This window comes from Kitasatospora sp. NPDC052868, from assembly GCF_044547105.1.
Taxonomy (GTDB): Bacteria; Actinomycetota; Actinomycetes; order Streptomycetales; family Streptomycetaceae; genus Kitasatospora.
In genome coordinates this window covers 114,749-128,067 of record NZ_JBITZW010000002.1, presented here as the reverse complement: position 1 = coordinate 128,067, position 13,319 = coordinate 114,749, and the positions used below count along the sequence as shown (strand labels likewise).

At 74.7% G+C, this 13,319-nt stretch carries 10 protein-coding genes; all 10 read left to right on the top strand.

The genetic code is table 11. From position 1 onward, the window contains the following. The first annotated feature begins 39 nt into the window (after positions 1-39). The 10 genes from ACIGZJ_RS04210 (at position 40) to ACIGZJ_RS04165 (ending at position 13,309) form a co-directional block, all read left to right on the top strand. Positions 40-846 carry an SAM-dependent methyltransferase gene (locus ACIGZJ_RS04210; protein WP_396455838.1) on the top strand — a complete coding sequence of 269 codons (807 nt, stop codon included), beginning with the start codon at positions 40-42 and terminating at the stop codon, positions 844-846. Beyond that, positions 843-2,957 (top strand): putative bifunctional diguanylate cyclase/phosphodiesterase, encoded by a 2,115-nt coding sequence (locus tag ACIGZJ_RS04205; RefSeq protein WP_396455837.1) that lies wholly within the window; start codon positions 843-845, stop codon positions 2,955-2,957. Before ACIGZJ_RS04210 ends, ACIGZJ_RS04205 begins: the two co-directional genes overlap by 4 nt. A gap of 382 nt (positions 2,958-3,339) precedes the next feature. Beyond that, a complete protein-coding gene (locus ACIGZJ_RS04200; RefSeq protein ID WP_396455836.1) occupies positions 3,340-4,167 on the top strand; it encodes a glycosyltransferase family 2 protein in 828 nt (275 codons plus the stop codon). Then, positions 4,164-5,510: a glycosyltransferase family 2 protein gene (locus ACIGZJ_RS04195; RefSeq protein ID WP_396455835.1), complete on the top strand. Its 1,347-nt coding sequence runs from the start codon at positions 4,164-4,166 to the stop codon at positions 5,508-5,510. Before ACIGZJ_RS04200 ends, ACIGZJ_RS04195 begins: the two co-directional genes overlap by 4 nt. Further along, the gene (locus ACIGZJ_RS04190; protein WP_396455834.1) at positions 5,507-6,844 is read left to right on the top strand and encodes a glycosyltransferase family 2 protein; all 1,338 of its coding nucleotides are present in this window, start codon (positions 5,507-5,509) and stop codon (positions 6,842-6,844) included. The genes ACIGZJ_RS04195 and ACIGZJ_RS04190 overlap by 4 nt, the downstream gene beginning before the upstream one ends. Further along, the gene (locus ACIGZJ_RS04185; RefSeq protein WP_396455833.1) at positions 6,844-8,217 is read left to right on the top strand and encodes a lipopolysaccharide biosynthesis protein; all 1,374 of its coding nucleotides are present in this window, start codon (positions 6,844-6,846) and stop codon (positions 8,215-8,217) included. The genes ACIGZJ_RS04190 and ACIGZJ_RS04185 overlap by 1 nt, the downstream gene beginning before the upstream one ends. After that, positions 8,217-9,233: a glycosyltransferase family 2 protein gene (locus tag ACIGZJ_RS04180; RefSeq protein WP_396455832.1), complete on the top strand. Its 1,017-nt coding sequence runs from the start codon at positions 8,217-8,219 to the stop codon at positions 9,231-9,233. The genes ACIGZJ_RS04185 and ACIGZJ_RS04180 overlap by 1 nt, the downstream gene beginning before the upstream one ends. Next, positions 9,230-10,042, top strand: a complete 813-nt coding sequence (locus ACIGZJ_RS04175; protein WP_396455831.1) for a polysaccharide deacetylase family protein — start codon at positions 9,230-9,232, stop codon at positions 10,040-10,042. The genes ACIGZJ_RS04180 and ACIGZJ_RS04175 overlap by 4 nt, the downstream gene beginning before the upstream one ends. After that, positions 10,035-11,957, top strand: coding sequence for a glycosyltransferase (locus ACIGZJ_RS04170; protein WP_396455830.1), 1,923 nt, complete (start codon positions 10,035-10,037; stop codon positions 11,955-11,957). The genes ACIGZJ_RS04175 and ACIGZJ_RS04170 overlap by 8 nt, the downstream gene beginning before the upstream one ends. Continuing rightward, entirely contained in the window at positions 11,954-13,309 is a 1,356-nt protein-coding gene (locus ACIGZJ_RS04165) for a family 16 glycosylhydrolase (RefSeq protein ID WP_396455829.1), read from the top strand. Before ACIGZJ_RS04170 ends, ACIGZJ_RS04165 begins: the two co-directional genes overlap by 4 nt. Positions 13,310-13,319 lie beyond the last annotated feature (10 nt).

Sequence of the window (13,319 nt, the reverse complement as noted above, 5' to 3'; positions counted from 1 at the left end):
CGGCTACACCCCCATAACCGGAGCGAAGGAGTCCCGAGGATGCGGCGAGCGAACTGGGTACCGGAGGGCACGGACCTGGACAAACCGAACGCCGCGCGGGTCTACGACTACTACCTCGGCGGGTCGCACAACTTCGAGGTGGACCGGGAGATGGCCCGCAAGGCGATGGCCCTGTGGCCGGAGCTGCCCCAGATCATGCGCTCCAACCGGGCCTTCCTGCGCCGCGCGGTCCAGTTCACCGCCGAACAGGGCATCACCCGCTTCCTGGACATCGGCTCCGGCATCCCCACCTTCGGATCCGTGCACGAGATCGCCCGGGCGATCCGCCCCGAGGCCGAGGTGGTCTACATCGACCGCGACCCGGTGGCCGTCGCGCACAGCCGGCTGCTGCTGGAGGGCGACCGGCACAGCTGCGCCGTCCAGGCCGACCTGCGGGACATCGACGACCTGATGAGCCGCCCCGAGGTGACGGCGCTGCTGGCGGCCGGCGAGCCGGTGGCGGTGCTGCTGGTCGCCGTCCTGCACTTCGTCAGCGACGCCGAGGACCCCTGGAAGCTGGTCTCCGTCCTGCGCGACGCGCTGCCGCCGGGCAGCGCGCTGGTCCTCTCGCACGCCTCCCTGGAGGGCCGCCCGGACCAGGCGGAGGACCACCAGAAGCTGTACCGGATGACGCCCACCCCGCTCACCATGCGCACCCACGAGCAGATCAGCGCGATGTTCGCCGGCTTCGACCTGGTCGAGCCCGGCGTCGTCTACCTGCCGCAGTGGCGCCCCGACCTGCCGCAGGCCGTCGGGCAGCACCCGGAGCGGATGACCGGGGTGGCGGGCGTGGGGTTCCGTCCGTGACCGGAACACCGGTTCCCAGCAGCGCCGAACGGTTCCACGAGGACTGGGCGCGGCTGCTCTCCGGTGACCACGGCACGGCGGTCCACCCCGGCCTGCTCGGCCGACTGGTGTCCAGGACCGCCGCGCTGCTCCACCGCGCCCAGCAGGACGATCCCTTCGAGCCGCTGCTGGCCTCACAGGCCGGCGCCGAGCTGGTCGAGGCGCACTTCACCGACCCGGTGGTGCTGGCCCGGGCGGTCGAGCTGCTCCAGGAGCAGCCGGCCGTGGACGGCCGCGGGCCCGCCCTGTGCGGCGCGTTCGCGGCCGGCTGGGCGGCCGCCCTGCGCGAGCGCACGCTGCGGGAGCAGGAGGCGATCCGCACCGCCGCCGACTCCGCCCGGCTGGACGCCGAGCGGGCCCTGCGGGTCTCCGAGGCCCGGTTCCGCGCCCTGTTCGAGAGCGCCGCGATCGGCATCGGCATCGGCGACACCGACGGCAACATCCTGGCCGTCAACCGCGCCCTGCAGGAGCTGTTCGGGGCCGGCCCGGAGGACATGCGGGGCCGGCGGGTCGGCGACCTCGTCCACCCCGAGGACACCCCGGGCGTCTGGGAGGCGTACGAGGAGCTGATCAGCGGCAAGCGGGACTACTTCCAGTTCGACAAGCCGTACTACCGGCACGACGGCGAGGTGGTCTGGACGCACCTGACGGTCTCGCTGATCCGCGACGACGACGGCCGCCCGCAGTACCAGGTGGCGATGCTGGAGGACATCACCGACCGCTACCGGCTCCAGGAGCGGCTGCGCCACCAGGCCACCCACGACCCGCTGACCGGCCTGCCCAACCGCGCGGCCTTCTTCGAACGCCTGGAGAAGCTCTTCGAGGAACCCGACCCGGGCGCCCGGTTCGGGCTCTGCTACGTGGACCTCGACGGCTTCAAGGTGGTCAACGACAGCCTCGGCCACGACACCGGCGACCAGCTGCTCTCCGCCGTCGCCGCCCGGCTGAAGGCGGCGCTCACCCCGCTCGGACACCTGGTGGCCCGGCTCGGCGGCGACGAGTTCGTGGTGCTGCTGGAGAACTGCCGGGGCGAGCAGGAGGCCGTCGCCGCCGCCAAGACCGTCCTCAAGGCGCTGGCCGGGCCGGTCCTGATCGGCGACCACAAGCTGGCCGTCGGCGCCAGCGTGGGCGTCCTGGAGCGCAGGGTCTCCACCACCACCCCCGGGGCCGCCGTCCGGGCCGCCGACCTGACGCTGTACCGCGCCAAGGAGGCCGGGCGCGGCCGCTGGACGCTGTTCGACCCCAAGGCCAACGCCCGCGCGGTCAGCCGCTACGCCGTCTCGGTGCGGATGCCCGCCGCCCTGGACCGGGGCGAGTTCTTCATCGACTACCAGCCGCTGTACGCGCTGGCCGACGGCCGGCTCGCCGCCGTCGAGGCGCTGGTGCGCTGGCGCCACCCGCAGCTCGGCGTGCTCGGCCCGGACGAGTTCGTCACCACCGCCGAGGAGACCGGCCTGATCATGCCGCTCGGCCGCTGGGTGTTGGAGCAGGCCTGCGGCCAGGCCGCCGACTGGGCCAAGCGGTTCGGCGCCGACGCGCCGCAGCTCAACGTCAACCTGGCCGTCCGTCAGGCCCGCAGCGCAGCCCTGGTGACCGACCTCGGGCGGATCCTCGACGAGACCGGGCTGGACCCGGGCCTGCTCCAGCTGGAGATCACCGAGTCCACCGTGGTCGGCCCCGAGGACGAGGCGCTGCGCACCCTGCACGGGCTGGTCGGCCTCGGCGTCTCGCTCGCCGTGGACGACTTCGGCACCGGCTGGTCCAACCTCGCCTACCTGCGCGACCTTCCGGTGTCCGGGCTGAAGATCGCCGGCTCCTTCGTCGGCGACCTGCACGACCCGGCCAAGGACGAGTCCACCGGCTGGCGGATCGTCAGCGGTCTGGTGTCGATGGCGCACGCGCTCAACCTGACCGTCACGGCCGAGGGGGTGGAGACCCGGCGGGACGCCGAGCGGCTGCGCACGATCGGCTGCGACTGGGCGCAGGGCTGGCACTTCGGCCGCCCGGTGCGGCCCGGCGAGATCGCCCGCCGGATCGCCGAGGAGCCGGAGGGCCGGCCGGTCCAGAGCTGAACGGTCCGGCGCCGGACCGGGCCGGCGCCGACACCGCTCCGGAGTTGCCCCGTTCTGATTTCGGTAAAAACAGAAAGTAATGGGACAAACCCCCTTGACGTGACGCAGGTCACCTGGGCACGATGAGGCCCTGGCATACCCCGCACCCCCGGTGCGGGAGGCACGTTGGCCAGTTCGACACACCGGCGCCTCGGCGCCCGAGAGCCCGGCGGCCCGCACTCCACCCGCCGCCACGGTCGCTCTCCGTAGTTCGTCCCCCCAGGGACTTCCCTCCCGGGGCCCCGCCCCGGCGCTTTCCGTCGCGCCGCGGGACCGCCCCGTCACCAGGGGCCGCGCCGCTCTCCGGCGCCGCCCGCCGCCTCCCCCGGAGAGGCCGACCCCGATGAGTACCGCCCTGCCTCCTCACGTCCTCGCGTACGCGCCTGACGGCCATCCGCTGCGGCGGGCCGGCGACCAGGTCACCCTCCGGCGCCCGATGCGCCGCGCCGGGGACGGCGCCGTCAGCAGACACAGCGTCAGCCTGGTCGTCCCCGCCCGGAACGAGGCCCGCAACATCCCCTGGGTGTTCGAGCAGATCCCGCGCTGCGTCGACGAGGTCATCCTGGTCGACGGGTCGTCCGTGGACGCCACCGTCCCGATGGCCCGGCACTGCCTGCCGACCGTGCGCAGCGTCGAGCAGCGCGGACCGGGCAAGGGCAACGCCCTGCGGACCGGCTTCGCCGCCGCCACCGGCGAGTACGTCGTCATGATGGACGCCGACGGCTCCATGTGGCCCGGCGAGATCCCGCACTTCCTGCACTTCCTCGATCACGGCTTCGACTTCGTCAAAGGCTCCCGGTGCATCGCCGGCGGCGGCTCGCTGGACCTCACCAGGATCCGCTCGCTCGGCAACCGCGCCCTGCTCGCCGTCGTCAACCGCCTCTACGACGCGGGCCTCACCGACCTGTGCTACGGCTACTGCGCGTTCCGCCGCTCCTTCCTGGACGCCCTCGACCTGCGCTCCACCGGCTTCGAGATCGAGGCCGAGATGATCGCGCACGCGCTGCGTTCGGGACTGCGGATCGCCGAGGTGCCGAGCCTTGAACTTCCCCGCCGCAGCGGTCGATCCCACCTGCACGCCGTCTCCGACGGACGCCGGGTGCTGCGGACCCTGATCTCCGAGCGTCCCGGCGCCCGGTCCTCGGCGGCCGCCTCCACGGGGGAGCGATGATGAATGGCTCCGACCGGCGCACCGCAGCTGCCTGCCCGCGCCCTGCCGCCCGCGACTCGCTCTACACCCCCGTCCGCGTCGTCGAGCTGGATCTGGACGAACCGAGCGGGCTGCGCCCGCCCGGCGGTCTCGGCACCGTCGACCCGGCCGGCCGCGTGTTGGCGTTGGTGCGACTGCACGGACACCCGCTCGGCTTGGTCAAGGCCACCGGAACAGCCGGCGAAGGTGCCGCGCTGCGCCGGGCGCTGGTCGACGCCGCTCACCGGGAACTCCGCGTTCCCGCCCTGTCCACCGCGACACCCGCGGCGCGTCCCGGTCGGGTCGGCCGCGCCCGGGTGCCCGCGGGCCCGGTCACGGTCAGCGTGGTGATCTGCACCCGCAACCGGACCGATCAACTGCGGAGCTGCCTGGACTCCCTGCTGCGGAACGGCTATCCGCACACGGAGATCCTGGTCGTCGACAACGCCCCGCAGAGCGACGCCACCGAACGCCTCGTCGCCACGCGGTACCGCAACCGCGTCCGGTACCTGCGCGAGCCGGTGCCGGGCCTCTCCCGGGCCCGCAACCGCGGACTGTCAGAGGTGCGCGGCGAGGTGGTGGCGTTCGCCGACGACGACCTGATCATCGACGGCGCCTGGGTGGAGGCGCTGGCCGGCGCCTTCGGCGCGGACGACCGGATCGGCTGCGTCACCGGGCTCGTCCTGCCGGCCGAGCTCGACACCCCGGCGCAGGCCGCCCTCGAACAGTACGGCGGCTACTCGCGCGGCTTCGCCGCCCGCGACTGGTCGCTGCGCGAGCGCCCGGACGACCCGCTGATGCGGTTCTCGGTCGGCCGCTTCGGCTCCGGCGCCAACATGGCCTTCCGGACGGCCGTCCTGCGCGGCATCGGCGGCTTCGACCCGGCGACCGGCGCCGGCACCCCGGCCCGCGGCGGCGAGGAACTGCTGGCCTTCTTCCAGACCCTGGACGCCGGCCACACCGTCGCCTACCAGCCCGACGCCATCGTCTGGCACCGCCACCCGCGCACCTGCGACGCGCTGACCCGGCAGGTGTTCAACTTCGGCGTCGGCTTCGGCGCCTACCTGACCGCGGCCGTCTCGCACCGCCCCGGCATGCTCACCGCACTGCTGCGGCGGGTGCCCGGCGGCCTGCGGCGGTGGCAGACCGTACGCCACCACCGCGCCCGCTCCGGCCCGGCCGACGGCGAGTCCGTCCTGCTGAGCCTGGGGCGCCGCGAGTTCCGCGGCCTCCTGGTCGGCCCGTTCGGCTACCTGCTCAGCCTCTGGCACGAGCACACCGTGCGGACCGGCGACCACCGCGCGCGCACCGGAGGCGCGTCATGACCGGCGGCACGGCCACCGCGCCGTCGGCCACCACGCGACCGGCCACCGCCCTGCCCGTCCCCGCGCAGGTGGTCGAACTCGATCTCGACCGGCCCGGTGGGCCGTGGCGGCCCGGTTTCACGGCCCCGGTCCGCCCGCAGGGGTCCATCGTGGCCCTGGTCCGCCGGGCCGGCCGACCCCTCGGCCTGGTCACCCTCCCCCCGGACGCCCTCGCCCCGGACGCCTTCGCCCCGGACGCCTTCGCCCCGGACGCCGGGCCGGACGGCCCCCGGGACTGCGCCGAACTGCGCCGCCGCCTCGTCGAGGCCGCCGAACGGGACCTCGCCACCGGGCCGCCCGCCGCCGCACCGGCGCCCCCGCCCGCCCCCGCCCCACTGGTCAGCGTCATCGTCTGCACCCGCGGACGCCCCACCCTGCTCGGCGACAGCCTGAGCGCGCTGCTGCGCACCGACTACCCCGCCGCCGAGTTCCTGGTCGTCGACAACGCCCCCGAGGACGATGCCACCGAGCGGCTCGTGCGCACCCTCGCCCCCGGCCGGCTGCGCTACCTGCGCGAGCCCGTCCCGGGCCTGTCCCGGGCCCGCAACCGCGGCCTGTCCGCCGCCCGCGGCGAGTTCGTGGCCTTCACCGACGACGACGCGCTGGCCGACCCCGGCTGGGTGAGCGCCCTCGCCACGGCCTTCCGCACCGACCGCCGGATCTCCTGCGTGACCGGCCTGGTCGTCCCCGCCGAACTCGACACCGAGGCCCAGGCGGTCTTCGAACGGTACTGCGGCTTCGGCAAGGGCTTCACCGCCCGCGACTGGTCACTGCGCGCCAACCGCCGCGACCCGCTCTTCCCGTTCGCCGCCGGCCGCTTCGGCACCGGCGCCAACATGGCCTTCCGCACCTCCGTCATCCGCGGCATCGGCGGCTTCGACCCGGCGACCGGCGCCGGCACCCCGACCCGCGGCGGCGAGGACCTGCTCGCCTTCCTGCGCGTCCTGGTCGCCGGACACACCCTGGGCTACCGGCCGGACGCCGTCGTCTGGCACCGGCACCGGCGCACCATGGCGGCGCTGGACGCCCAGATCCAGGGCTTCGGCACCGGCCTCGGCGCCTACCTGACCGCCGCCGTCACCCACCGGCCCGGCCTGCTCGCCGAGCTGCTCCGCCGGCTCCCGGCCGGCGCCCGGTACACCCTGCGCCGGGCCGCCTCCGGACCGGGCGACGCCCCCGACCCGGCCCTGGCCCGGCTCGGCCGGCTCGAACTGCGCGGCCTGTGCTACGGCCCGTTCAGCTACCTGGTCAGCCTCCGGCAGGACCGCAGGTACCGGGCCGAGGACTGGTCCTGATGCAACTCCTCAGCACCCGGACCACCGCCCCCGCGCGGCGGCCCTGCTCCTGCCCGCTGCCACTTCCCTGCCAGTGCTCCTACCCGGCCCTGCTGCGGGCCAGGGTCCGGGCCGGCCGGGTCCACCTGGACAGCGAGCCACTGCTGCGCAACGGCCACATGCTGCTCGCCAGCTCGATCGTCGCGGCCGCCCTCGGCGCCGTCTTCTGGGTGTTCGCCACCCGCTGGTACAGCGCCGAGACGGTCGGCCTCAGCTACGCCGCCGTCTCCGCCGCCGGGCTGCTGTCCGCCCTCGGCCGCTTCAACCTCAGCAGCGTCCTGGTGCGCTTCCTGCCCGGGGCCGGCCGGCACACCCGCCGGCTGGTGATGCGCTGCTACCTCGCCAGCATCGCCGCCAGCAGCCTCGCCGCGATCCTCTTCCTGCTGCTGATCCCCTGGCTCTCCCCGAGCCTGGACTCGCTGCGCCAACCGGTGATGGCCGTCGCGTTCGTCGTCGTCACCGCCGGCTACTCGCTGTTCGTCCTCCAGGACGGCGCCCTCACCGGCCTGCGGCGCACCGGCTGGGTCCTCGGCGAGAACGCGATGTTCGCCGTCGCCAAGGCCGGCGCACTCGCCGTCTGCACCGTGCTCGCCGTCGGCACCGGCATCCTCGTCTCCTGGGCGGCGGCCCTGCTGGTCACCGTCCTGCTCACCAACGTCGTGCTGTTCCGCCGGGCGATCCCGGCCCACCAGCGGGCGGCCGGCGAGAGCGCACCGGCGCCCCCGCGGGTGGCCCGGTACGCGATGGCGGACTACCTGGGCAACATCTCCGGCATCGCCGCCTGCAGCGTCGTACCGCTGATGGTCCTCGCCATGCTCGGCGCCGAGCAGAACGCCTACTACTCGCTCGCCTGGGTGATCGCCGACAGCCTCTACATGGCCGCCTACAGCATGGGCAGCTCACTGGTCGTGGAGGCCGCGGACCGCCCCGACCGGCTCTCCGAGCACGCCCGCCGGATGCTGCGCCACACCGGACTGCTGGTGCTCGGCGCCGTCGTCGTGATCGTCGCCGGAGCGCCCTGGCTGCTCCAGTTGTTCGGCCCCGGATACGCCGAGCACGGCACCACGGTGCTGCGGCTGATGGCCCTCTCCGCACTGCCGAACGTCGTGCTGAGCATGGCCATCGACGTGGCGCGGGTACGCCGCGCCCTCGGCTGGATGATCGGGCTGCAGCTGGTCTACGCGGTCCTCGTCATCGGACTCACCGCCGTACTGCTGCCGGTCCTCGGCCTCACCGGCGTCGGCCTGGCCTGGCTGCTCGCCGGCACGGTCCTCGCCCTCCCGCTGCTGGTCGCCCTCCCGCGCTGGCTTCCGTCCCCCGATCGGAGATCGTGATGAACACCGTGCCGAAGCCCGGTCCGGGTACCGAAGAGAGCTCGCCGACCCTGTCCGTCGTCGTCTGCAGCTACACCCTCGACCGCTGGGAGGACCTGTGCGCGGCCCTCGACTCGCTCCAGGCCCAGCGGCTGAGGCCCGACGAGACCGTCGTCGTGGTGGACCACTGCCCCGAGCTCACCGCCCGGCTGGCCGACCGCCCGGGCCTGCGCCTGGTGGAGAGCCCCGAGGAACCGGGCGTCTCCGGCGCCCGCAACACCGGCGTCCGCACCGCCCGCGGCGAGGTGGTCGCCTTCCTCGACGACGACGCCGTGGCCGCACCCGACTGGACCGGCCGACTGCTGGCCGCCTACCGCGACCAGCGGGTGATCGGCGTCGGAGGCCCGGTCGAGTCCTGGTGGGAGACCGGCCGCCCCGACTGGTTCCCGCCCGAGTACGACTGGGTGGTCGGCTGCTCCTACCCCGGCGCCCTCGAGGCCACCGGCACGGTGCGCAACTTCATCGGCGCCAACATGTCCTTCCGCCGCGCCGAGGTGGTCGCCGCCGGAGGCTTCCGCGGCGACCTCGGCCGGATCGGCACCAGCCCGTTCGGCTGCGAGGAGACCGAGCTCTGCCTGCGGCTGACCGCCCGCCACCCCGGCCGCGAACTGCGCTACGAACCCGCCGCGGTGGTCCGCCAGCACGTCCCGCCGGCCCGCGCCACCTGGCGCTACTTCAGCGCCCGCTGCTACGCCGAGGGCCGCTCCAAGGCCGTCGTCGCCCGGCACGCGGGCACCCGGTCCGCCCTCTCCAGCGAGCGCCGCTACGTGCGGCACACCCTGCCCGCCGCCGTCGGCAGCGCCCTGCGCGCAGGCCGGCTGCGGGCCGCCGCGGCCCTCGGCACCGGCGCCTGCCTGGCGGCGGTCGGGTACACCACCGGCCGACTGGCCCGTCCCGGCCGCCCCGCCGACGGCCCCGCCGCCCCGACCGGGCGCCCGGCCCCCGCCGGCCCATCCGTGACGGGGAGGCGGACATGAGAGCGGTACCGGTCTTCCTCTACCACTCGGTGTCCGACAATCCGCCCCCGTGGATCGCCCCCTACACCGTGACCCCCGAGACGTTCCGCCGACAGCTCGACTGGATCGTCGACAGCGGCCTGCCGGTGGTACCCCTGCGCCGACTCGTCGCCGCGATCCTCGGCGGCCCGCCGCTGCCGCCCCGCGCCGCCGTGCTCACCTTCGACGACGGCTTCGCCGACTTCTACTGGACGGTCGCCCCGCTGCTCGCCGAACGGGGCCTGCCCGCCACCCTCTACGTCACCGTGGGCGCCGTCCACCCGCCCGGCGGCCGCCCCACCGGCAGCCTCTTCCCGCCCGCGGACATGCTGAACTGGCGCCAGATCTCCACCCTCGACGCGATGGGCGTCGAGATCGGCGGCCACTCCGTCACCCACGCCCAGCTGGACACCGTCTACGGGCAGCGCTGCACCGACGAGATCGTCGTCTGCAAGCAGCGGCTGGAGGACGCCCTGGGCCACGAGGTCGGCGCCTTCGCCTACCCGCACGGCTACTCCAGCCCCGCCGTGCGGCGCAAGGTCCGCGAGGCGGGCTGGACCTCGGCCACCGCGGTCGAGAACAAGTTCAGCTCCGCCTCCGACTCCGTCCTGCGGATCTGCCGGCTGATGGTCCGCAGCGACACCCCCGACCGGGTCTTCCACGACTGGGCGGCCGGCCGGGGCGCCCGGACCGGGCCCGTCCCCGAGAGCCTCTACACGCGGCTCTGGCGCAACTACCGCCGACTGCGCACCGCCGTCGGCAGTCCGGTCGGAAGGCCCTCCAATGGTTGACCAGGTGACCCGGGCCCGGACCCCGGCGGGCGGGGACGCACCGTCCCGCGGCCCGCGCGGCGGCGGGCGGCCGATCGGGCCGCTCGGCCTGTTCGCCCGCGGCGCCCTGCCCGCGGCGCTGCTGCTCTGGGCGCTCGCCCTGCCCCGGGTCCGGATCGACCGGATGGGCGACCTCGGCCTGCTCCAGGTCCTGCCGGTGCTCTACTGGGCCGGCCTCGCCCTGCTCGTCACCGGATTCGTCGCCGTCCTGCACGACCCCCGGATCCGCCAGCGCTGGGCGGCCGGCTACGTCCTCGCGCTCATCGCCTTCATCCACGCCACACCCACCCTGCTGTACCCGACGCTGCGCTACGCCTGGGCGTGGAAGCACGTGATGGTGGTCGACGCGATGCTGCGCCACGACGGCTCGGTGCCGCACGCCGGCGAACTCGACATCTACAACCAGTGGCCCGGCTTCTTCCAGCTGAACGTCCTGCTGCTGCGCGCCACCGGACTGCACTCCTCGCTGGGCTACGCCGCCTGGTACCCGGTGCTCGCCAACGTCCTGCTGCTCGGCCCGCTGCTGCTGGTCTTCCGGTCCGTCACCCAGGACCGCCGACTGGTCTGGGGCGGGATCTGGATCTACTTCAGCGCCTCCTGGGTCGGGCAGGACTACTTCTCCCCGCAGGCCTTCACCTACCTGCTGTTCCTCGCCGTCCTCGCCCTGGTGCTGCGCCGGCTGGCCGCCGCCCGCGCCGCGCAGCCCCCCGACGGGGCGCCGCCGGGGGAGGGCACCGGGGCACGGGCGGTGACCTGGGTCTCCGACACGCCCGCCCGGGCCGGCTGGCGGCCGCTGCCGTTCGCCCTGCTGCTGGTCCTGATCGCGGCCATCGTCTGCTCGCACCAGCTCACCCCGCTGATGCTGATCAGCACCCTGCTGATGCTCGCCCTGCGGCGCCGCAACCGCCGGGTGGTGCTGCCCGCCCTGGCCGCCGCCGTCGCCATCACCTTCGCCTGGGACGCCACGGTCGCGCGCCCCTACCTGGCCAGGAACATCGACAACCTGGTCGCCGCCCTGGCCTCCCCCGACAGCAACGCCCTCCCCGGCCTGCAGCGGCTCGCCCAGCCCGCCGCCGCGCAGGTGTTCGCGTCCTGGGTCGACCGGGGCCTGACCGCGGCCGTGCTGCTGCTGGCGGTGGCGGCCGTCGTGCGGCACCGCTGGGTGCGCCGCACCAACCTGCCGCTGCTGCTGTGCGCGCCCGTCCCGCTGCTGCTCGCCAACAACTACGGCGGCGAGATGGTCTTCCGCGCCTACCTGTTCGCGCTGCCCGCCGCCGCCCTGCTGGCCGCCACCCTGGTGATCCCGTCCGGCGCCCGGGCGCCCGTCCGGCCGCGCGGGGTGCGCCGGGCGCTGCCCGTCCTCCACTGGGGGCTCACCACGGCCGTCCTGTTCTCCCTGCTGGGCGGGCTGCTCTTCGGCTACTACAGCAAGGAGTCGATGAACAGCTTCACCCCCGGCGAGGTCGCCGCCCTGCGGTACGTCGCGCACACCGCGCCGCCGGGGTCGCGGATCATCTCGATCACCGCCGACCTGCCCGGCGGCGAGGAGCGGTACGACGAACACAGCCGCGCCGCGCTCGCCCTGGGCACCCCCGAGGACCGCCGGCACCTGCTGACCGACCCCGGCGCGGCCGTGGAGGCCGCGCTCGCCGACCCGGCCATCACCGGCCCCTCCTACCTGGTGCTGACCAGGGCCCAGATCGCCGAGTGCGAGCTGACCGGCATCCTGCCCGCCGACACCGTCGACCGGGTCAGGGCCGCCGCCTCGGCCTCGTCCACGCTGCGCGTGGTGTTCACCGACGGTGACGCGGTGGTGTACCGACACACCGCCCCGGTCGCCCCGGAGAGCCTCTTCAGCGAGAGTGGGACGCCATGAGGACGTCGCCGCGGACCGTGCCCCGCCTGCTGCTGGCCCTCTTCGGCTGGGTGGCCCTGGCGGCCACCGCGCTGCCGCCGGCCAACCCGCTGCGGGTCGCGCTGACCGCCGGCTTCCTGCTGGTCGGCCCGGGGACGGCCGCGCTGCTGGCGCGTCCGACCATCGCCCGGACGGCCGGCGGGCCTGACCGGATCGCCGCGGCCTCGCTCGCGGTCGCGATCAGCACCGCGCTGGCGACGCTGGTCGCCGTCGCGCTGCTGGGCTACGGGGCCTTCACGGCGGGCCGGGCGATCGCCGTCCTGGCCGTCGTCGGCACGCTGCTCGCGCTGCTGCCGCACCCCCCCTGGCCGGGCCGCTTGCGGGCGGGCCGGGCGGGCCGGGCGGAGCGGTCCGGGTCTGAGGGGGCAGGGCCTTCGCAGGCCGACCGCTCGGAGTCCGACCGCTCGAAGAAGGGGCGGCGCCGGCTGCGGCACGGTGCCGGCGGGATGGCGGTGGCCGCCCTGCTGGTCCTCGCCACGGCCTGTTCCGGCGCCACCGCGGGCTCCGGGCCGAGGACGGCGGTGGTGCAGCCGGGTTCGGGCCCGGCCGCCGAACAGCTCGGCGGAGCCCTGCCCGGCCAGCCGGCCGCCGCCGGCAGCTGGCGCCTGGCGTTCCAGGACGCGTTCACCGGATCCACCCTCGACCGGTCGGCCTGGACCACCTGCTACGACTGGAACGACAACGGCTGTACCAACGCCGGCAACCACGAGCAGCAGTGGTACCAGCCCGGCCAGGTCAAGGTCGGCGGCGACCGGCTCACCCTCACCGCGCAGCGCAGGGCCGTCACGGGCGGCGACGGCCAGGCGTACCCCTGGGTCTCCGGCATGATCAGCACCGGCCGGGACAACTGGAACGCCAAACCGCGGCACACCTTCACCTACGGCTACTTCGCCGCCTCGATCCAGGTCCCGGCCAACCCGGACGGCTTCTTCCCCGCCTTCTGGCTGATCCCGGCCGACACCCGCGGCACCCCGCCGGAGGTGGACGTCGCCGAGTTCCCCAACACCAGCCAGTACGCCCACATGAACCTGCACTGGCGCGGCGCCGACGGATCCGACCAGCACGTCGGCGACAACTGGGGGCCGACCGACTTCGCCTCCGGCTACCACGTCTTCGCCGTCGACTGGGAGCCGGACGCGGTGACCTGGTACATCGACGGCAGGCAGTGGTTCCAGGTCACCGACCCCTCGCGGATCCCGAACGTGGCCATGGAGATCGTCATCAACCTGGCCGTCGGGTACCTGCAGTCGCCGCCCGCCGGCACCGACTCGGCCGCGCTGGGCGTGCGCTGGGTCCAGGTGTGGCAGCACTGAGGAGGTGGGA